The sequence below is a fragment of the Affinundibacterium flavidum genome (assembly GCF_014284175.1).
GTDB classification, from domain to species: domain Bacteria; phylum Pseudomonadota; class Gammaproteobacteria; order Burkholderiales; family Burkholderiaceae_D; genus Undibacterium; species Undibacterium flavidum.
Genome location: NZ_JACOGA010000003.1, coordinates 324511 through 345129, shown reverse-complemented (window position 1 = coordinate 345129; position 20619 = coordinate 324511). Strand labels below are relative to the sequence as shown.

Below are 20619 nucleotides of genomic sequence, written 5' to 3'. Positions count from 1 at the left end.
TCAACCGCCTGCTAGTAATTTGATCAGCGTCATTATCGAATGTGGCTAAGTTCAAAGCAGTCCTAAAGATTTTGCTCACTATTAAATTCTCTTTTTTTGTGACTGATAGGATCGATAAAACTGATGGATTTTGCCAGTAATTTCAATGGTCGATTGTAGTCATCACTGCCAACGGGCAGGGCAACCGGATAAAACTGATCATTCAATATAGGCGCTCCCAAGCTCGCCATGTGCAGTCGTAGTTGATGCTTTTTACCAGTGTGTGGCTGTAATTGATATAAATCAATTTCTTCACGTCGTTCTAGTACGCTGATGAATGTTTCGCTATTCGCTGTGCCTGCAACTTCATGCATGATAAAGAAGCGATCGCTTTCCTCCATGCGGCTTGTTTTGCGATAAGGGAAAGTTTGCTGTGGCAAATGCGCAGCCAGTGCGTGATAGGTTTTTTCGATCTGGCGCATTTGAAACAAACTTTGATAGGCACCGCGACTTTGAATTTGTTTGGAAAATAAAATGACTCCCGCAGTTTCTCTATCTAAGCGATGCAAGGGAGTCAGATGATCGATACCGGTACTGGCTTTTAGTCTTGTTAATAAAGTCTCGCGCAAATATTGACCGCCAGGCGTCACTGGCAAAAAATGCGGTTTATCGACAATTAATAAATGCTCGTCTTCAAACAGTATTTTTTCTTGGAATGGAATCGCGACTTCATTTTCAATTTCGCGATAATAATAAATACACATGCCGCGCTTTACTTGACTATCTGCTTGCAAGCAATTGCCATCAGCGTCGCGAACCTCCAATTTTTCCATGCGCCTACGCCAGATGTCGGCGTGAATGTATGGAAATTGTTGGGACAAAAACGCTAAAGCATTTTCCCACTGGCCTTCGGGTAGCCAGATATAGCTTGGGCTAATGCCATTACGTGTAGCTAGCGCCGGAGCGACGACGAGTGGGGAGGTATGAAGTTGGTTCACGATTGCAGAAAATTGCTGATGAATTACATGTGACGAATTAGGCAAGATGATAGGCGCGTTTGTCATACTAACATTGCGAAGTGGTGCTAGGTATCTTCTCAGGTGTTAAGGCGGTAAAATAGCGTTTTTAATTTACTTACTTTTGCGCGACCCTTTCATTGAAGAATAGTTTTGACGATTTTTATTCTCGTTATTGCTTAAATTGAAATTCGCCCTGTATCCATGACTGCTTCTCATTTACCTACTCCTACCACACCGGTGCGCACGCGTTTTGCGCCTAGTCCTACTGGCTATCTTCACGTCGGCGGTGCGCGCACTGCTTTATTTAGCTGGGCATTTGCACGCCATTTTGGCGGCACCTTCGTCTTAAGGATTGAAGATACCGATGTAGAGCGCTCCACGCCAGAAGCAGTACAGGCAATTTTGGACGGTATGAACTGGCTAAATTTGCAGCATGACGAAGGTCCATATTATCAAATGAAACGTATGGATCGTTATACCGAAGTGCTGGCAAAAATGCTGGTCGATGGTACAGCCTATCATTGTTATTGCTCGACAGATGAAGTTGAAGCGATGCGTGAGCGTCAGCGTGCTGCCGGTGAAAAGCCGCGCTACGATGGCACTTGGCGTCCAGAGTCTGGAAAGACTTTGCCGGCAATTCCTGCAGATCGCAAACCTGTGATTCGATTCAAAAATCCACTTGATGGCGAAGTTAGTTGGAACGACGTTGTCAAAGGTACGATCACGATTTCAAACCGCGAATTGGATGACTTGGTGATTGCCCGCCCAGATGGCACGCCTACTTATAATTTCTGTGTGGCGGTCGATGATAGCGATATGCAAATCACGCACGTGATTCGCGGCGATGATCATGTGAACAATACACCACGTCAGATTAACATTCTGAATGCCTTGGGTGCGCCTTTGCCATTTTATGGACATGTGCCTATGATTCTCGGTACGGATGGCCAGAAACTTTCTAAGCGTCGTGACGCCGTTAGTGTGATGGATTATCTGGACAAGGGATATTTGCCAGAAGCTTTGTTGAATTATTTGGCACGATTAGGTTGGAGCCATGGTGACGACGAAGTTTTCAGTATGGAGCAAATGATCAGTTGGTTCGATCTCACGCATTTGTCTGGTTCGGCGGCACAATTTAATCCAGAAAAGCTCGCATGGTTGAACAATCACTATATCAAGGCAGCGGACAATCAACGCTTAGCCGATTTAATCCGTGCTGATATGGAAAAACTCGATGCGCAATTTGAAGGGGCGCCTGCACTAGCTGCCGTCATCGCATTGCTCAAAGAACGTACGAATACCACGGTGGAATTGGCGCAGTCTGCGATGCTGTTTTATCGCCAACCGACCCCTGATGCAGCTTTAGTGGCGCAGCATATTACCGATGCGATCAAGCCGGCTTTGCAAGAGTTCACACAAGCTTGCGCTAGCGTCGAGTGGAATAAAGCAGCGATTTCAGCAATGATGAAAGAAACTTTAGCAAAGCATAGTTTAAAAATGCCGCAACTCGCGATGCCTCTGCGTTTGCTGTTGACCGGTCAATTACAGACGCCATCGATTGACGCGGTGATTGAATTGTTTGGTCGCGAAGTCGTGTTAGAGCGCCTCGCCAAAGCTTGATCATTCCGGTTCAATACGGAATGAGCGAATAGTTTGTCAAGCGTTTAAGCTTTACAAGCAAAGTCGAAACTTGCTATACTCCCGTTTCTGTTTTGTGCGGGGGTATAGCTCAGTTGGTAGAGCGCTTGCATGGCATGCAAGAGGTCAGCGGTTCGATTCCGCTTACCTCCACCACGATCGGTTTATAGCTCAAATCAACAAAGTATTTTTTTAGAAGTTTAAGAAAAGTGCTTGCCAGAATGAAGAAGTTGAGTATATAATCTTGGTCTTACTTGATCGAAAACGTAAATAACGAAGCGAAAAAATCAAGTAAAAAGCAGTAAAAAAGGTCAGTAATACGGACAGATTTTATGTCCCCATCGTCTAGAGGCCTAGGACATCACCCTTTCACGGTGAGTACAGGGGTTCGAATCCCCTTGGGGACGCCAGTTAAAGCCGCTAAGTTTAAATACTTAGCGGCTTTTTTTTTTGGCGAAGAAAATCGAGCACTGCTCGCGCAGGGGAATCGAAGGGATAATCTTGTGTGGGAGAACCCCCTTGTGAGTGCAATATTGACGCAAGTGATTGATTTTAGAAATAAATTAATCGTTGATATCCGAAAATATACCAAGGTCTATCAACGAGATACATCGTCCGTGTACCTCGTTTTTATGCGCGAATAAAGAGCTGGACTATACGAAGTTTCAACACTACGTCGATGCTTTGCTAAGACTCTGCCTCATTACCTTCAGCCGTCGGATCAGGACAGATCAGACAAAGACAAATAATCAATTTTTTGGAAAATAAATATGAAAATCTACCTTAAATGCATCAACGTAGCATTGTTATTTGCGGTGTCTTTTTTCATGATGTCGGGGTTTGCTGCTGAACGTGAAGAAAAAGTTATTTATCACATCAGTGACAGCGCAAATGCCGCAGCTGGTTTGCGCAATGCCCGTAATCATCTAGAACAAAGCCCAAAAGCCAAGATCGTGTTTGTGACACACGGTGCGGGAATTGATTTTTTGTTGCTTGGAGCAAGCGACAAAAATGGCAATCCATACGACGTTCTTGTACAGGAATTGGCTGCACGCAAAGTCGAGTTTCGTGTATGTAATAACACTTTGATAGGCCGAAAAATAGATAAATCGCATGTCCTGTCCGAAGCTAGCATCGTGCCTTCGGGTGTGGCGGAGGTCGCTCGATTACAGATTCATGAAGGCTATGCTTACTTGAAGCCTTGAAGCCTAAATGCCTATGTGCATAGCGCGCATGATTGAGCATCTCGTAGAATAGACAAGAGCAAAAGTGAATATGCACTATATGTCTTAGCCGATGCTTGTAATCGGTGGATATTTTTCTGTCCATCAGCGGCATCGTCGTGAGCATTGCGACCCTAACTGATCACAGTGAGCGAGAAATTTTGCGTGGTTTAGTCTGAAAAAAACAGGCGATTTGTTATGATCGATTCCGTCGTAGTGCTAATCGGTACGAGCTTTATTTTGTAGAGTTAGCTTGCTGACGTAATTTTTCTAACTGTAGGTATAGCTTTTCCGTTTTGTCTGAACACGCATGTTTTACATGTGCTTGCGGGTCTCCCAGAAAATTTTGCTGAGGATGTTTGGAATGATATTGTGAACGCGCCTTAACTTGTTCGAGCTCTTCTAATGTCAGTGACAGATTTAGTTGGGACAACAGAGACTCCCATACTAATGCAGGCAATTCATGATAGTTCAAGAGTCGTAAATCGTGTTCTAGATGGTGAGAAATCGCACAAGTATAAAACTGATCTAAGACGCGCAAGCAGTAGCCATCTAAATCACCTGGCATTAAGTCAGTAAGATCCGCACAAATATTTCCTAAATTCACAAAGCCTGGAATCATTTGTGGTCCGCGTTGGCGCTGGTGGGATGCCAGAACTTGCTGCGGATCTCTATATAAAAAGAGCAGCGGCGTTTGTGGAAACGCTTTGCGAATAAAGGCCAACCGGCTGATATGCCAGCTGTCAAATTTAACGATGAAATGCTTTTCTTCGCCAGCCCTCCGTTGACCCAAGGCTGCAATAAGTTGTTGAAAAATAAGAATGCTTTCCGGAGAATTTTCCGAATAAACACGGAAAAACGCATCGATCACTGGAGGTTCGGACAATACTATGCACTGTGCTAAATGACTGAACATCTGCGTCAACAACGTAGAACCGCAACGTGAAACGTGAAAGATAAACGCGGTAGGGGCGACGCATTCAGTGAATTGAGATAAGGCGCTCACCGGAGTTCTGCAAACGCGTCTTTGATCGCGTGGCTGAGTGTTCAGGCTATTTTGAAAGAACGATTCAACAAATCTCTGCTGTCCCATATCGCGCCAATAGAGTTCATTACTCTGATGGCAAAATGTGATCGGATACCAGTTTCTTAGAGAATCGAGTGTCGATGAATCAACTGGTTCTCCGCGAATAAATGAACGTTCTTCTGAGACAAATCCGTCATATGCTTGCATAAGTGCGCTTGGAATAAAATAGCAATATTAACATCATGATCTGTATTTTCTTTACCTATTTGATTTATCTAACTTGGGTAGGTGTTCAGCGCAGTGCGAAAGCATAAGCAGGTAAAATTATCTGAAATGCAAATATCGATCAAAATCCAACGTTGAAAAAAATTTTCAAAAGATGCTTGCACAAACTACTGATTTTTTATACAGTGTCGACATGCAGTGGTTTGGAGCTGCAAATTCATAAAAATTGTAGTCAATTGCATTTACCTGAGAGAAATTATGGACGATAGAAAATCTGATAACGGCAACGATAAAAGTAAAGCATTGGCTGCCGCGCTAGCGCAAATTGAAAAGCAATTTGGTAAAGGTTCCATCATGCGCTTAGCGGATGGTGCAACAGTTGAAGAAGTACAGGTGGTGTCTACAGGCTCTTTGGGCTTGGATATCGCTCTTGGTGTTGGTGGCTTGCCACGTGGCCGCGTGATCGAAATTTACGGCCCAGAGTCTTCAGGTAAGACGACAATGACTTTGCAGGTTATTGCGGAAATGCAAAAGCTGGGTGGCACTTGTGCGTTTATCGATGCGGAACATGCTCTCGATGTTGGCTATGCGCAAAAATTAGGTGTAAATCTGAATGACCTGCTGATTTCTCAGCCAGATACAGGAGAACAAGCCTTAGAAATTACAGATGCTTTGGTACGCTCTGGTAGTGTTGATTTGATCGTTATCGACTCGGTTGCTGCACTGACACCAAAAGCTGAAATTGAAGGCGATATGGGGGATTCTTTACCTGGCTTGCAGGCGCGTTTGATGTCACAGGCATTGCGTAAATTAACCGGCAGCATCAATCGTACTAACACAACCGTGATTTTCATTAATCAGATTCGTATGAAAATTGGTGTGATGTTTGGTAGCCCTGAAACCACAACTGGTGGAAATGCACTCAAATTCTACGCTTCTGTACGTTTAGATATTCGTCGCACTGGTTCAATTAAAGCTGGCGATGAAGTGATTGGTAACGAAACTAAAGTGAAAGTCGTAAAGAATAAAGTCGCGCCACCATTCAAAGAAGCGCACTTCGATATTCTGTATGGCGCAGGCACTTCACGCGAAGGTGAAATTCTGGATTTGGGCGCTGATTGCAAGATCGTTGAAAAATCGGGTTCTTGGTATAGCTATAACGGCGAAAAAATTGGTCAAGGCAAAGATAATGCACGTAATTTCTTGATCGAGCGCCCAGCATTGGCACACGAAATTGAAAACAAAGTGCGTGAGCAATTAGGCGTGCCATTGTTGCCAGCACTCGCAGCAGAATAGATAGATGGCAGGCTCTGGATATTTTGAAGAATATTGAGCCTGATTTAGAGGCTGTTGGAATATATTCTGAGCCCTAGTACTGATCACGGTAGTCTTAAGTCGATTTACTTGGTAACAGGTAGTCGACTTTTTTTGTTCTTATTTGTTTTTTTTGTTTTCCACTTGCTGGCTATTAGTTGTAAGTAGAAGGTGGTAAGTTGTATTTTCAGTTTAATGGCTTAACCTATTTGGTTTTTAATTTCCATCAATGATCAGACCCAAGCTGAGCCTAAAAGCGCGTGCTTTGCGCTTTCTTTCTATGCGTGAGCACAGTCGTATTGAACTTGCTCGCAAGCTTTCTCCTTATGTTGAGGAAGTAGACGAGTTGAATACCTTATTGAATTGGCTGGAAGAGTCAAAATTCTTATCCGATCAACGCTTTTCAGAGTCATTGGTGCATAAGCGTCAGGGGCGCTTTGGGAATCAAAAAATATTGGCTGAGTTGCAAAGTCATAATTTGAGTAAAGACGATTTAACTGACATCAAACTTGAATTGCAAGAAACCGAAATGCAGAGAGCCGTGGATGTTTTATGGCGCAAATTCAGAGAATCACCAGTCGATCAACGCGAAAAGGCTAAACAAATGCAGTTCTTGGCGCAACGAGGATTTTCTAGTCGCGCAATTAGTCATGCACTGCGTCAATCTCGTGACGTAGACCAAGAGTAGATTCTTGCTTTCCTGCTATGAAAAAAGCATTTTCTGTGACCGTCATTCAATTTAAGCCATTTGAGTAAGCACAATATCTCGTTGAAACTTGTGAAAATTGGTATTTTTAAGTACTGGTTCTATTAAATTGGCCTAACCAAAAAATAGAAATCATGCTTTAGCTGTGCTAGAATCCACAGGTTTTTTGCAATGCCGCAAGAGCGGCTGTGATCGTAGAAGCTGCGAACACGCACGCAATTGTGGCTTTTTATATTCGAATTGCCGCCAGCAGGCATGATGCCTTTTTTAAATTGATGACTTTTTCTACCCCCTTATTCGGGTCTGATTTCCTTCTCCAAGTAGATGTTACCTACTTGGAAGAGTTGAATTGTGGTCAAGCGGATCGTGTTTTTGCTCGTATTAAGTTGATGCAAACAAAATTTTCCGAAGCTCTCAAGTAATTGCTAAATGAACGTGACATCCAATTCGGTTGTTGCGTTTTTTTGTTTGGGCTAGCGGTTTTGTATTGCTGACTTAATGAATATTCGAATGTTCCATGCTGTACAGTGTTTATAGAATTCCGTTTTTTTTGTTTTACTTTTTAACTAATACCTCAGTGTCTGAAGGGAAGTCGTATGAAAATCCATGAGTATCAGGGTAAAGAAATCCTCCGTAAATACGGAGTGACCGTACCGCGCGGTATCCCATGCATGTCCGTTGAAGAAGCAGTCAAAGCTGCTGAAACTTTAGGCGGTCCAGTATGGGTAGTCAAAGCACAAATTCACGCCGGTGGCCGTGGTAAAGGTGGTGGCGTTAAAGTCGCTAAATCCATGGAGCAAGTACGTGAATATGCGGAAGCAATCATGGGCATGCAATTGATCACGCATCAAACTAGCCCTGAAGGTCAAAAAGTTCGTCGCTTATTGATCGAAGAAGGCGCTGACATCAAAAAAGAACTGTACGTAAGTATGGTCACTGACCGTATCAGCCAACGCGTGGTGTTGATGGCGTCTTCTGAAGGCGGTATGGACATTGAAGAAGTGGCTGAATCTCATCCAGAATTGATTCACTCTATCGCGATCGATCCAACTGCTGGTTTGCAAGATGCTGAAGCAGATGACATCTCCCGTAAAATCGGTGTGCCAGAAGGCTCTATCGAAGACGCACGTGTTCAGTTGAAAGGCTTGTACAAAGCTTTCATGGAAACAGATTGCTCCTTAGCTGAAATCAATCCTTTGATCTTGACTGGCTCGGGCAAAGTTATCGCGCTCGATGCGAAATTTAACTTCGACGCGAACTCCCTATTCCGTCAACCAGAAATCGTTGCGTACCGCGATCTGGATGAAGAAGATCCAGCCGAAATCGAAGCATCTAAATTTGACCTGGCTTACATCTCCCTCGACGGCAACATTGGTTGCTTGGTGAACGGTGCAGGTTTGGCGATGGCAACGATGGATACCATTAAGTTGTTCGGCGGTGAGCCAGCTAACTTCTTGGACGTAGGTGGTGGCGCGACTGCAGAAAAAGTCACTGAAGCATTCAAGATCATGTTGAAAAATCCAGGCTTGAAAGCAATCTTGGTCAATATTTTCGGCGGCATTATGCGTTGTGACGTGATCGCTGAAGGCGTGATCACTGCATCTAAAGCAGTGTCCTTGCAAGTACCTTTGGTGGTACGTATGAAAGGTACCAACGAAGAAATCGGCAAGCAAATGCTGGCTGACTCTGGTTTGCCTATCATCGCTGCAGACACGATGGAAGAAGCGGCGCAGAAGGTTGTTGCCGCTGCTGCCGGTCAAGCTTAATTTTCGCAAGGAATCAATATGTCCATCCTGATTAATAAAGACACTAAAGTCATCACCCAAGGTATCACTGGCAAAACTGGCCAGTTCCATACACGTATGTGCCGCGATTACGCAAACGGTCAAAACTGTTTCGTTGCTGGCGTTAATCCTAAGAAAGCTGGTGAAGATTTCGAAGGCATTCCAATTTTCGCGAATGTTTCTGAAGCTAAAGCGGCTACTGGTGCAACTGTTTCCGTAATCTACGTTCCACCAGCAGGTGCAGCGGCTGCGATCTGGGAAGCCGTTGAAGCGGATCTCGATTTGGCGATTTGTATCACAGAAGGTATTCCTGTCCGTGACATGATGATGTTGAAAGACCGTATGGCAAAAGCTGGTAGCAAAACAAAATTGCTCGGACCTAACTGCCCAGGTTTGATCACACCAGACGAAATCAAAATCGGTATTATGCCTGGTCATATCCACCGTAAAGGTCGTATCGGCGTGGTTTCCCGTTCCGGTACATTGACTTACGAAGCGGTTGGTCAATTGACTGCACTCGGTCTGGGTCAATCTTCCGCAGTTGGTATTGGTGGCGATCCTATCAACGGTTTGAAGCATATCGACGTCATGAAGATGTTCAATGATGATCCTGATACAGACGCTGTCATCATGATCGGTGAAATCGGTGGTCCAGATGAAGCGAATGCTTCTTACTGGGTACGTGACAACATGAAGAAACCAGTCGTTGGTTTCATCGCTGGTGTGACTGCGCCTCCAGGCAAACGTATGGGTCATGCTGGTGCATTAATTTCTGGTGGTGCTGATACTGCGCAAGCAAAATTGGACATCATGGAAGAATGCGGTATCAAAGCAACGAAGAATCCATCTGAAATGGCACGCTTGTTGAAAGCCATGCTGTAATTTAGAAGATTGGTTGTTTTAAAAAAAGGGAGCTTGTGCTCCCTTTTTTGTTGCCGTCACCAGACCGATGGTGCAAAAAGAATGTTGTAGTTGCGCGATTGAAACATCAAAATTTCCACTCCAGGCTGATATTTCTCTCTGTTAATGGTAAGCTCGATAACTTCAGATTTGGTTGCGCCTTTCACTAGTTTTGGCTATCGTCGATTTCATTTCGTCTAATTCATACATGCATGCACATACTGTTTTGGAGTTTGCTAGTCATACTGACACAGGTTTAGTCCGCAGTCATAATGAGGACGCGATTGCTATTTGCCCTGAGGCTGGCTTGGCGATCCTGGCAGATGGAATGGGCGGGTATAACGCAGGAGAGGTAGCAAGCCAAATGAGTGTTGATTTGGTCAGCGAGCAGATCCGCCAAAAACAAGCAAATTCTTGGCTGCCTCGTATGCCGTGGCAGTCATCGATGCCTCAAAAATGGATACATGATGCCATTGTGTATGCCAATGAAAAGGTTATTGAACTAGCCAATGCAAATCCCGATAATTTTGGGATGGGGACCACCATAGTAACCGCATTGTGTCATCATGATAAGTTGGTGATCGGACATGTTGGTGACTCACGTGCGTATTTGTTTCGGGATAATTTTCTGGAGCAAATAACGCGCGATCATTCTGTGTTGCAGGCACAAATCGATGCGGGGCTGATTTCTCAAGCGGATGCACATTTGTCGCCAATTAAGAATCTTATTACACGTGCAGTTGGTTCACACGAAGAAATCGAAGTCGAAGTGCATGATCATCAATTGAGGCAAGATGATATTTTTGTTCTTTGTTCAGATGGTTTGAGCGACATGCTAGACCAGATTTACATTCAGACCGTACTGCGCGAGCAATCTGCAGATTTAGACACTTGTTGCAAGACTTTAGTGTATTTGGCAAATCGGCAGGGAGGCTTTGACAACATATCCGTTGTTTTAATACGTGTGAAAGAATTGCATGAGCGTGGCTTTATGGAGTATATTTTTGCTAGTTAAAAAACAAGCAATTTCATTCTAATTCAATTTATTTTCTGTATCCGGTGGGCATAATATGGCAAAAGTTGTGGTGACTTTTAATGGTCAGGTTCAAAAAGAATTTAATATTGACCGTGCGCGTCTGAATATTGGGCGTCGACCTGGTAATGACTTGGTCTTGGATCATCTCGCGGTAAGTGGACGCCACGCAGCTATAGACACGACCTCTGAAGGAACTTTTATCCTAGATTTGGGTAGCACTAACGGTACATCAGTGAATGGGCAGCCAATCAAAAAGCATTTGTTGCAAAATGACGACGTGATTGAGTTGGGTAAATATCAATTGAAATTTGTGGTCGAGGTTGACAACTATCAAATTTCTCCAGATGAGACTTTGAAGGTCGGAAAAATCAAGGTATTGAATGGTGCGAATGCTGGCAAAGAAATGATACTGTCTAAGCCTGTCACCACCTTGGGTAGTCCCGGTATTTTAGTCGTGTCGATTGCGCGCGAAGGGAATCGTTTTAAGATCACTTTCGTAGAGGGAAAAGTATTTCCAAAAATCAATGGTGAAACAATTGATGCGCGACCACGTATTTTGGCGCATGGAGACGAAATCGATTTATCAGGAACAAAGATGGAGTTCCAACTAAACTAGATTTACTTGAGCGGCAAAACGTCTAGCAATATTCTCAAGTGTAAAGAATGGCGAGGTGCTAAGCAACCTCGCCATTTTTGTATGTGCTTAGTTGATTGTGAGTGCATCTCCGTTACTCGCATCGACCACAACAAACAGTTGTTTAGCCTTAGTTTTTATAGGGCAAAATAGTACTTTCTTACCCTGCTTCTCGAAATTAAGTCGAATTTCTTCAAGTTGAGTTTGAGTTGTTTTATCAATATTTTGTTGTGCTAGTTCTTTGCTAGCGGTCAGCACCTGAACCTTAACTTGGGCATAGTCAACATAGTATTGCGGCAAATTCTCTATCCCCATATTCCACAATCCTGCGAATAAGATCTCTTGGCGTTTTTGCAGAGAGTCTGGTAGTTGTGTGCCAGTGAATATTGGACCCAATTGTGGTAATTGCTTAAATTCCTCAAGGCTCACTTTCGCAATATCGATATCGTCAATTTCATTCGCTTTAACTAGCACAAATTGTTTCTCGACAAACGCTAGATAGACTGGCCTTGCTGTGTACAATGCCCACACACCATAGCCGAGGAACAATAATTGACATATCAGTACCGCAGCAACATCAAATTTCAGAGATTTTTTTTGCGGATTGAAAATCACCAACATGACCAACGGGCCTAAAATTAGGTCTACTGCTATCAGTATTTTTAATAGTTCAAATCCATTTGCAACCTCGAATAGCTGATGGGGATACCAGACCAATTTCACGAAACTAAAAATGCAGGTAATGACGATCGCACTCGCCAGAAAGTGGAGGCCAAACGCTTGATAGCGGTTTAAGCTGGATAAACGGTTAGTCAGCATGTTATTCAATCGAAAGTTGGTAATGAAAAGGTGATGTTGGAGCCTTCCACAGATGCTCTATTTTGCACTAACAATGGCGGCTATAAAAAATCATCGATTAAAATAGTAGAGCTACTTCCAAAAATCAAGAGCAATCGGCTCACTAATTTTTTCTAAAAAAGATGTTTCCTATAAATCGCAGTTATTTATCCTTGTTTGTTTTTAGTGCCAGTGTGCTATTTGCGCAGCTTTACACCGGACATGTACATCCCTATCGTAGCTTTTATCATGAATTCGCCGTGTGCTTGGGGGTATTTGTGGCGATGATTCCGCTCTGGGGTGTAGGACAAGGAAGGTTCGTCCTGCCAGCCAATAGTTTATTGGTCTTTGCGTTAATCGCCTATGTCGGACTGCAAATGTTCATGGGGCTCAGTAGTTATGCCGCGCTTGCGTATCCCCTATTTATTTTATTTAGTTTGATATGTGCGATGTGTCTCGGGGCGACTTGGGTAACACTCGCAGGAAATATGCGAAGCTTATGCTGGGCACTGTCGTTAGTTTTTTTAGGTGCAACCTTGCTCTCAGTCGCCATGCAGCAAGTTCAGATTATGGGATTGGATTGGCGTCCATTCGTGATGTATATACGTAATGATGGTGTTAGCCCCATCCGCGCATTTGCCAATGTGGCACAGCCGAATCAATTGGCGCTGTTGATTTGCTTTGGATTCGCTTCACTTTGGTGGTTGCTGCAAGTGTCACGTATGCCTGGTTTGCTCGCGTGGTTGCTGGCTTGCTTTATGTTGTGGGGATTGGTTTTAACGCAATCGCGTATCGCCTGGATTATTTTGCCTCTGTTCGCGGGATTGAGCATATTGCTGCGCCAGCATAGTCGTAAGGCGAGTTGGCTGGGCGTGGCGAGTCTGTTGTTGATCTATGTCTTATTGCTGCTGAGTTTGCCAATATTGGCTAAGTGGATGGGATTTGTTGTTGGAACTTTGGGCGAGCGCGTTGGTGGTCGTTCTGAACGCACGGTTTTGCTTCAACATGCTTGGGCAATGGCGACCACACATCCTTGGTTTGGCGTTGGCTGGTTTGGATTTGGCGCGCAACAGGTGGCGATCGCGGCCGACTTTTCTTCAACGACGTATGCCGAGCATGCGCACAATATCGTGCTGAATTTCGCGGCGGAATTAGGGTTTCCATTTACGCTGGCTTTTTTTTCGGCATGCATAATCTGGTGTTGGAAGACCTGTTGTAACAAACTTGCGTTGCAAAATAATACCGTCGTCTTTGTGCTGATGATTTTAATGGCCGTTGGTGTGCATAGTTTGGTCGAATTTCCATTGTGGTACGCCTACGTATTGCTGCCAGTCGGGGTGTTGATGGGCGCTGTGCATCAGTTCCGTTGGCAGAATGCTGGAGTGTACATATCTCGTCGCGTTGTCGTGTTAATCGTCCCTATTTGTCTGGGTTTGCTGACGTGGGGTTGGATCGATTACCACCGTGTAGTTGACGGTTTCATCGCCTTTCGGCAAGTGAAAGACTATGCCGATATTCCGGCGCAAAAAATTACCGCACCTGCCGTCAGTTTCATGCCTGACTACTATGATTACTTCAAATTGCTCAGAGTGACGCCGCACTCAGGCATGAGTGACGTTGAAATTCAATTCGTAGAAAAAGCCAGCCATCGTTTTGGCTATGTACACATCTTAGATAAGTTGGCGCAGGTGTATTGCCTGAATGGACGTACCGATGCTGCTCAACGGACTATGCGGACTCTGCATCGCCTGCATCCTTTGGTATATACCGAGTATTACGATTATTGGAATGATCTGGCAAAAACGAATCAATGCTACGCAGATGTTTTCGCAAAAATGCCGCCCCGTGATGCTCAATAAAATGTTAATGCGTTTCTTCACCGAAGCCAGATTCAGTTCGGAAAAATAGTTCCCGTCGAAGAAGCGCATATCTATTAATCGCAATACTAATCTCGTCAAATTTGATTTGAAATTCCGCTGAGAAATCCGAATGTCAATTTGGAGGGAGTTTCCTCCTTGAGGGGGGAAGGAGCCGAATAAGGCGCGCTGAATTGCCAAGAAACTTATTTTGAACTGCATTGTGCGAAGGCGAGAAAATACCTCTTGTTACGTATGTCTTAATCGGCACGTATCAATCAATAACAGCAGTCCAATCCCCCGATTTTCCACCATGTTTTTCTAACACGCGAATATCGCTCATCACCATCCCGCGATCAACTGCTTTACACATATCGTAGATAGTCAGTAAGCCAACTTGCACGGCGGTTAGGGCTTCCATCTCTACGCCGGTTTTTCCGTAGGTTTCCACTTGCGCCTGACACTCAACGCTATGGTTTTCTGGCACGAGTTGAAAATCCACGGTAACGCGGGTGAGCGCAAGTGGATGACATAAAGGAATTAGATCACTGGTACGCTTCGCTGCCATGATCGCGGCAATCCGGGCAATCCCGATAACGTCGCCTTTCTTGGCATTGCCGCTTTGGATTAATTCGAAGGTGGCGGGTTGCATGCGTATTTTGCCTGCGGCAACAGCGATACGGTGCGTGCTATTTTTATCGCCAACATCAACCATATGCGCCTGACCACCTTGATCAAAATGGGTTAAGCCACCATTTGCAGGTGATGGAGAACTTGTAGAAGTTTTGCTAGTCATAAATGAACATTCGATTCGATTGTGAGCGATTGTGAGTTAATATAAGCTGTCTGTTTGGATAGGCGTCGCTTAGTCGCTGTAATAGCTGTAGTGACGGTGTTATTCGACTTTTAGCTTTGGTAAAGCAACATTATTTCGTGATCATATCACCGTGAAAAAAGATTTCCCGCAATTTCGTCTTAAGTTGATCTCGCTCACATTGCTGGCGAGCTTTACTTGTTCGACTGTATTCGCCCCCTTCAATGTCGCTACGGCACAGCCGCAATTTAGTGCCAAGCCCGGACCGCAGACGCCTGCGCCGAGTACCACGAAGAACCAAACTTTGCCCACCTTAGGCGATACCGCGCGCGGTGATCTCTCGCCCATCATGGAACGCAAAATTGGTGAGCAAATCATGAGTAGCGTTCGGCATGATCCGGACTATTTAGAAGATGGCCCGGTGACTGAATATCTGACTAAGCTGGGTAATTCTTTGTTAGATAAGCGTCCCGATGCACGTGGTGAAACCTCTTACGAATTTGAATTTTTTGCGGTCCGTGATCCAGTCTTAAATGCGTTTGCGTTTCCTGGTGGATTTTTGGGATTTCATTCTGGATTAATTTTAGCAGCACAGACCGAGTCTGAACTGGCGTCGGTAATGGGGCATGAAATAGGTCACGTCGCACAACGCCATATTGCGCGCATGTTGGGTAACCAAAAGCAAGATTTCTTGATTCCCATTGCAGCTCTAATCTTAGCCGCATTGGCCGCACGTTCTAGCCCCGATGCCGCGATGGCGATGGTGATGGGTGGACAAGGATTGGCGATCCAGCGCCAGCTCAGCTTCAATCGAGATGCCGAACGCGAAGCCGACAGGATGGGTTTTCAAATTCTGCGAGACGGCGGCTACGATACCTCGGGCATGCTCGCCTTCTTTGGACGCATGCAGCATGCCTCGCGTAATTACACCGATACCGGGATGTCGTACTTGCGCAGTCATCCTTTGACCAGTGAGCGTATGGCGGATATTCAAGGGCGTTTATTTGGTGAACGTTACCGGCAACGAGCAGACGGCCTCGATTTTTATCTGACTCAAGCGCGCGTGCGCGTGCTGCAAGACAGTAAGGCGCAAGGTTTGATTGATGCCACGGTAGCGTTTGATAATCAAATTAAAAACGGTAATGAAGAAAGTCGCTTAAGCGCGCAGTATGGTTTAGCCTTCGTCGCCTACAAAAAGAACGATTTTCTGAAAGCCGAAAAACTCTTAAACGAAGTCGTAGCGCAAATTGCTCAGTCGCCATCACAGAAGAAATGGTTGAAAGAAACCAGCGCCTTCGCCAGCCTCGCGATTGATATTGAGATGGGTAAGAAACGCCCAGATCTGGCTGTCCTTAAAGCCAAGAATGCTTTACGTGAATTGCCCCTAGCACGAGGACTGGCGCATCAATATGCCGAAGTCTTAATTGAAGCAAAAAACTATACCGAAGCAGAAGTCTTTTTACGCGATCAAATCGCCTTATACAGGCGCGAAGCCAAGTTACAACATCTGCTAGCCAAGGCCTACGCGGCGGAAGGCAAGCAAGCCCTGCAACATATCGCACTGGCCGAAGCCTATGCCTTAGAAGGCGCGCTACCAGCAGCTTTGGCACAATTGGATATAGCGCGACTTGATCCTGATGTGAAGTATTACGACTTGTCTGTGATCGACGCCCGCGAACGTGAGTGGAAAGAAAAGCGGCGTGAAGAAATGGAAGATGAGAAGAAGGGGAAGTAGGGGAAGTAGGGGGATGTTGTTTGAATTGTTAAAGTGTTTGGTAAAATGCAAAAAATCGTGACGCATTTCACAGAAATTTTAGTAGTGATGAAATGGACAGTGCAATGCCGGAAAGCCCATGTTTAAAAGCCTTTGGAGACGATGAATGAAAAGTGTTATGCGTCACGTTAAATTTTTATGCGACATCGTGTCGCCTATATCTAGTTAGGCTCGCGTATGAATCAAATTAATCTTGTAATTTCAGCACTCGAAAAGTTTGAATTGGAAGATGAAGATACAAATATTTGTAATCTCTATGAAATCCTTGAGGGTTTCAAAAGTCATCCTGATAGGGAACTCGCCATAGATGCTATATTTTCTTTTCTTGAAAAATATCCAGAAGAATTATTTGGAAGTCCGGGCCCTTTAGTTCACGCGCTAGAAAGTACACCTGAATACCAAAACAAATTAAGTGCTTCGCTAAAGAGGCAACCTACCGAAGCAACTGTGCATATGGTGAATCGAATCCTGAATAGTGAAATTCCAGCTTCTCAAAGAAATTTTTGGTTACTTGAGCTTGAGCATGTAAAGAGCAATATAAAATGTCCAGATTTCGTAGCTGAGTCAGCTAGAGAATTTCTGGAATATCAACGTAACAACGGTAATGCTTAACAAGTCGTTGCAGCACCGCTCCGGCACTACGTGCCTGCGCTGGACAGTTTTTAAGTCGCGGCTTTGTGGTTTTGCTGCGCAAAAGTATCCCACAAAACCACAACTTAAAAACTGCCGCTGAACTCGGCGTTAGGTGCCAGGATGCTGAATGAGTGAGGCTAATTTTTCTATTACTCCAGAAGGGTTCGTTCAGGAATTTAAAGACTTGAAGAACTATCTGGTTAGTAATTATTTTTCCGGTGATTCAAAGATTTCACGAATTGATAAATTGCAGAACGCTGGCCTAAGTGAAGAGCAAATTGAAATAACCAAACGAATTGTCAATGAAGCGCTTACTGATGCTCTTTATACTGTTTTACTTGGGCTTGATGGCTGTGCTTCAATTGGTCGACATCAAATCAACTATAAATTATTCGATGAAAAATCCAATGAACTGACTGGTGAACTCGAATCTATCGCTTGGGAGAAACTCCATGGCGAAAACACATAACACGACAATCGATAGGGAGTTGCATATGACAATTTCGTTCTTATTTAAATCCACGAATGCGGTCCCTTCATCTAAACGTTAGAGACATGGACGAAATTAACTCCAGCGCGGATGTTGTTCTCAAGTTCACCAATGAAATGAACGATTGGGAATCAAAAATGTATATCGTCAGTCGCATCGAAAACGGTAAATATGTATCTGACGAAAAGCGGGCATACGTAGCCGCCAATTCAAGATCCGATCTCGATCAGTACTACTTCAACATCCTAAGCAAGTACTGCACTTCAAAGGAAAGAAAGTATGGGGGGCATCCAGACCATTATGGAATGCCCACCAGATATGCCGGAATATGCGAAAGCGCTATCCTAGAGAAGAATACGTTGAATAGAAATCGAATCGAAATTACTGCAAAGAGCGAGTACTTGGACACGGTGTACATGTTTGTGTTGCTCAAAAAGACAGATGGTTGGCGAATAGACAGCCTTAAGACGAAGCGTAGCGAAGGTTGGGACAATGCCCTACTGTAACTCGGTAAGGCGTAATTACGTCGTAGGGCGTCAATAGCCGTAGGCGTATTGCGCCGTATGAAGCTTGATTATGGTGACCAATGATTTTCTTCGCTTCTTTTGATCGATAAATAAATTGCTTCGCCGTTGATCGCACAATCTTCGGACGGTGCAATACGCCTTTGGCTACTGCACCCAACTTATTATTGTGACTTGTCCTCAGAGAAGCGCGGCTGCTGGCAATTTGCAGCTTCGCGCATCAAACTGATCAAATCACTTTTTTCCAAACGAACTTCCTGATCAGCTATCCGCGCAGAGATGGTGAATTTTGAAATATCGTCAGCCGATGATTCCATAAATTTTAGTAAGCGCGCCTCACTCAAAGGCAATTGATTTTCCGTGAGCGCCTCTAGAAATAAAGCGATATCTCTATCGTCGAGCTGGCATAAAAACTGATCAGCCTGACACACAATATTTCCATCATCCAAAATCCAAACGCGCTCTGCGGGAGGCATGATCTGACCAGTATGCAAACGCCAGCTATTGTCAGGCAAAATCTGGGCGATATATGGCGTTGCTGCTAAGTCGACATAGACTTTTTGCGGGCCGTTTTGAAAGTACCAATTGCCGTCGTTATCGCATAGATAATTGCGATTGATAAAGCCTTGCAAAGTGGGATTGCGAATCAAATCACCTGCCAGATTGAGTGCCTGTGCGCGCTCATCGCGCATGCGCCAGTGACCGCGGGCATCGAGTGCTAGCCAGCCGTAGCAATGCGGTACATCTGGCCATTTGGTCATGGCGGCTAGAACGATGTCATCCATACGATTCTAAGTGGTGAATAATTTTTTCCGGTAGCCAATCTAATTTGCCTGGGAAACTGCCTTGCGCAAAGCCCACATGGCCGCCATGCTGTGGATAGTCGAGTGTGACATAAGTTGAGGCGACTTTGGGTAAGAATTGCGCTGGCATGAAAGGATCGTTCTGTGCATTCAACACTAATGTCGGAACTTGAATATCGTTTAATACCAGACAGGCGCTGGCGCGGTGCCAATAATCATCGACATCGCGATAACCATGCAAAGGCGCGGTCACGATATTATCGAATTCGTACAAATTCTTTGCGCTCAGCATGCGCTCACGATCAAATAGTTTGGGAAACTGTGTGAGCTTGTGCAGGCATTTTGGCTTTAAAGTCTGCAGGAAATTTTTTGTATAAATGCGGTTAAACCCGCGTGATAGTGTCGCGCCGCTATTGGTTAAGTCCAATGGTGCAGAGACCGCGCAAGTGGCATCGACGATGCTGGCGCTCGCTTGCGATTCACCCAGCCAACGTAACAATGCATTCGCGCCTAGCGAGACGCCGCTGGCATAAAACTTTGCCTGCGGATGTGCTGCTTTAAATTCGCTATGCAAGCGCCGGATAATCCAGTTGATTTCTTGTGCATCACCAGAATGATAAAAGCGCGGTGCCTGATTCGGTTCTCCTGAGCAGCCGCGGAAATGCGGTACCGCACCTGACCAGCCTAAAGCCTTGAGCTTATGCATCAAGGCACGCGCATAGTGACTATTGCTAGAGCCTTCTAAGCCATGAAACAAAACCAGAAAGGGCTTGCCCGCTTCACCATCCAGAAAATCGACATCGATAAAATCCTGGTCATGCGTCGTCCAGCGTTCGCGTCTGAGTTGGACTTCAGGTTTATGCATTAAAGTTGCAGGATAAATCGTTTGAGCATGACCACCAGCCAGCCACCAGGGAGAAGAATAATGCATTAGTGTAAAACGTCGCCTTTGGATAAATCGACAGGAGTAGGTCCGGCAGCAACGGAGGCGTGATGCGTCGCAATGCGCCAGCCGCGTGGTGTTTTGACATACACATTCGTAGCGATGATATGCACGTCTTGGGCAATCTGATCTTTGGGATGGAATTCTTCAATCAGGCTGTGCACCGCCGTCAACATATTATGCATGGCGTGTAATTGACGGATATGAATATGGACGCTACCGTTTTCAAAAATCGTTTCCCACGAAGCGCGGATTTCTGCATGCCCAATTAATCTCGATGAATTGGGATGTACGCAAATGATTTCTTCATCTTCTGCCCACAGCGCCATTAAGCCATCCAGATCGCCGCGCGAGATTGCATCATAGAAGGCAATTTCGACTTCGTCGGCACTTCCGTTGAGTTGCTTCTTGGCTGGCATTTGGGGTTCTCGGATTTTCTCTGGCGGGTGATTTCAGTGGG

Annotated in this window: 21 protein-coding genes and 2 tRNA genes; 16 read left to right on the top strand and 7 right to left on the bottom strand. The window is 44.9% G+C overall.

The features are described 5' to 3' along the window. Window positions 1-62: 62 nt before the first annotated feature. Window positions 63-1043 (bottom strand): pseudouridine synthase, encoded by a 981-nt coding sequence (locus H8K55_RS04975; RefSeq protein ID WP_186940962.1) that lies wholly within the window; start codon window positions 1041-1043, stop codon window positions 63-65. Between the two features lie 156 nt (window positions 1044-1199). On the opposite strand from H8K55_RS04975, the gene gltX reads away from it, so the two are divergent. The 4 genes from gltX to H8K55_RS04955 all read left to right on the top strand — a co-directional run bounded on the left by gltX (window position 1200) and on the right by H8K55_RS04955 (window position 3841). Further along, the gene (gene gltX / locus H8K55_RS04970) at window positions 1200-2618 is read left to right on the top strand and encodes a glutamate--tRNA ligase (protein ID WP_186940961.1); all 1419 of its coding nucleotides are present in this window, start codon (window positions 1200-1202) and stop codon (window positions 2616-2618) included. A gap of 98 nt (window positions 2619-2716) precedes the next feature. After that, window positions 2717-2792, top strand: a tRNA-Ala gene (locus H8K55_RS04965). Between the two features lie 178 nt (window positions 2793-2970). Next, window positions 2971-3046, top strand: a tRNA-Glu gene (locus H8K55_RS04960). A gap of 360 nt (window positions 3047-3406) precedes the next feature. Continuing rightward, window positions 3407-3841 carry a DsrE family protein gene (locus H8K55_RS04955; RefSeq protein WP_186940960.1) on the top strand — a complete coding sequence of 145 codons (435 nt, stop codon included), beginning with the start codon at window positions 3407-3409 and terminating at the stop codon, window positions 3839-3841. A 253-nt stretch (window positions 3842-4094) separates the two neighbouring features. On the opposite strand, the gene H8K55_RS04950 is transcribed toward H8K55_RS04955, so the two are convergent. Further along, the gene (locus H8K55_RS04950) at window positions 4095-5093 is read right to left on the bottom strand and encodes a sulfotransferase family protein (protein WP_186940959.1); all 999 of its coding nucleotides are present in this window, start codon (window positions 5091-5093) and stop codon (window positions 4095-4097) included. A 276-nt stretch (window positions 5094-5369) separates the two neighbouring features. Between H8K55_RS04950 and recA the strand changes: the two genes are divergently transcribed. The 7 genes from recA (at window position 5370) to H8K55_RS04915 (ending at window position 11467) form a co-directional block, all read left to right on the top strand. Next, window positions 5370-6407 carry a recombinase RecA gene (gene recA, locus H8K55_RS04945; protein ID WP_186940958.1) on the top strand — a complete coding sequence of 346 codons (1038 nt, stop codon included), beginning with the start codon at window positions 5370-5372 and terminating at the stop codon, window positions 6405-6407. A gap of 247 nt (window positions 6408-6654) precedes the next feature. Further along, window positions 6655-7113, top strand: coding sequence for a recombination regulator RecX (gene recX / locus H8K55_RS04940; protein ID WP_186940957.1), 459 nt, complete (start codon window positions 6655-6657; stop codon window positions 7111-7113). A gap of 206 nt (window positions 7114-7319) precedes the next feature. Continuing rightward, window positions 7320-7553 (top strand): hypothetical protein, encoded by a 234-nt coding sequence (locus H8K55_RS04935; RefSeq protein WP_186940956.1) that lies wholly within the window; start codon window positions 7320-7322, stop codon window positions 7551-7553. 159 nt (window positions 7554-7712) lie between these two features. Then, window positions 7713-8897, top strand: coding sequence for an ADP-forming succinate--CoA ligase subunit beta (gene sucC, locus H8K55_RS04930; protein WP_268977982.1), 1185 nt, complete (start codon window positions 7713-7715; stop codon window positions 8895-8897). An 18-nt stretch (window positions 8898-8915) separates the two neighbouring features. Next, a complete protein-coding gene (gene sucD, locus H8K55_RS04925; RefSeq protein WP_186940955.1) occupies window positions 8916-9797 on the top strand; it encodes a succinate--CoA ligase subunit alpha in 882 nt (293 codons plus the stop codon). A 226-nt stretch (window positions 9798-10023) separates the two neighbouring features. Next, window positions 10024-10830 (top strand): Stp1/IreP family PP2C-type Ser/Thr phosphatase, encoded by an 807-nt coding sequence (locus tag H8K55_RS04920; protein WP_186940954.1) that lies wholly within the window; start codon window positions 10024-10026, stop codon window positions 10828-10830. 55 nt (window positions 10831-10885) lie between these two features. Further along, window positions 10886-11467 (top strand): FHA domain-containing protein, encoded by a 582-nt coding sequence (locus tag H8K55_RS04915; protein ID WP_186940953.1) that lies wholly within the window; start codon window positions 10886-10888, stop codon window positions 11465-11467. 87 nt (window positions 11468-11554) lie between these two features. Here the strand turns inward: H8K55_RS04915 and H8K55_RS04910 are convergent, their stop codons facing one another. Beyond that, window positions 11555-12304 (bottom strand): hypothetical protein, encoded by a 750-nt coding sequence (locus tag H8K55_RS04910; RefSeq protein ID WP_186940952.1) that lies wholly within the window; start codon window positions 12302-12304, stop codon window positions 11555-11557. Between the two features lie 161 nt (window positions 12305-12465). Between H8K55_RS04910 and H8K55_RS04905 the strand changes: the two genes are divergently transcribed. Next, entirely contained in the window at window positions 12466-14181 is a 1716-nt protein-coding gene (locus H8K55_RS04905) for a PglL family O-oligosaccharyltransferase (RefSeq protein ID WP_186940951.1), read from the top strand. A gap of 271 nt (window positions 14182-14452) precedes the next feature. Here H8K55_RS04905 and moaC read toward each other — a convergent pair whose 3' ends face one another. After that, window positions 14453-14974 (bottom strand): cyclic pyranopterin monophosphate synthase MoaC, encoded by a 522-nt coding sequence (gene moaC, locus H8K55_RS04900; RefSeq protein WP_186940950.1) that lies wholly within the window; start codon window positions 14972-14974, stop codon window positions 14453-14455. A gap of 151 nt (window positions 14975-15125) precedes the next feature. Between moaC and H8K55_RS04895 the strand changes: the two genes are divergently transcribed. From H8K55_RS04895 to H8K55_RS04880, 4 genes are all read left to right on the top strand, one after another. Beyond that, entirely contained in the window at window positions 15126-16727 is a 1602-nt protein-coding gene (locus H8K55_RS04895) for a M48 family metalloprotease (protein WP_329604995.1), read from the top strand. 216 nt (window positions 16728-16943) lie between these two features. Continuing rightward, window positions 16944-17378, top strand: a complete 435-nt coding sequence (locus H8K55_RS04890) for a hypothetical protein (protein ID WP_186940949.1) — start codon at window positions 16944-16946, stop codon at window positions 17376-17378. Between the two features lie 148 nt (window positions 17379-17526). Further along, on the top strand, window positions 17527-17868 hold the full coding sequence (locus H8K55_RS04885; RefSeq protein ID WP_186940948.1) for a hypothetical protein: 342 nt from the start codon (window positions 17527-17529) through the stop codon (window positions 17866-17868). Between the two features lie 86 nt (window positions 17869-17954). Next, window positions 17955-18395 (top strand): NTF2 fold immunity protein, encoded by a 441-nt coding sequence (locus H8K55_RS04880; protein ID WP_186940947.1) that lies wholly within the window; start codon window positions 17955-17957, stop codon window positions 18393-18395. Window positions 18396-18577: 182 nt separating this feature from the next. Here the strand turns inward: H8K55_RS04880 and H8K55_RS04875 are convergent, their stop codons facing one another. Genes H8K55_RS04875 through H8K55_RS04865 form a run of 3 tightly spaced genes read right to left on the bottom strand, consistent with a single transcriptional unit; the run spans window position 18578 to window position 20578 of the window. Further along, complete coding sequence (locus H8K55_RS04875; protein WP_186940946.1) at window positions 18578-19198, bottom strand: DUF2946 family protein; 621 nt, start codon at window positions 19196-19198, stop codon at window positions 18578-18580. Further along, window positions 19191-20147 carry a YheT family hydrolase gene (locus H8K55_RS04870; RefSeq protein WP_186940945.1) on the bottom strand — a complete coding sequence of 319 codons (957 nt, stop codon included), beginning with the start codon at window positions 20145-20147 and terminating at the stop codon, window positions 19191-19193. Before H8K55_RS04870 ends, H8K55_RS04875 begins: the two co-directional genes overlap by 8 nt. Beyond that, window positions 20147-20578 carry a YybH family protein gene (locus H8K55_RS04865; RefSeq protein WP_186940944.1) on the bottom strand — a complete coding sequence of 144 codons (432 nt, stop codon included), beginning with the start codon at window positions 20576-20578 and terminating at the stop codon, window positions 20147-20149. The genes H8K55_RS04870 and H8K55_RS04865 overlap by 1 nt, the downstream gene beginning before the upstream one ends. Window positions 20579-20619: the final 41 nt, after the last annotated feature.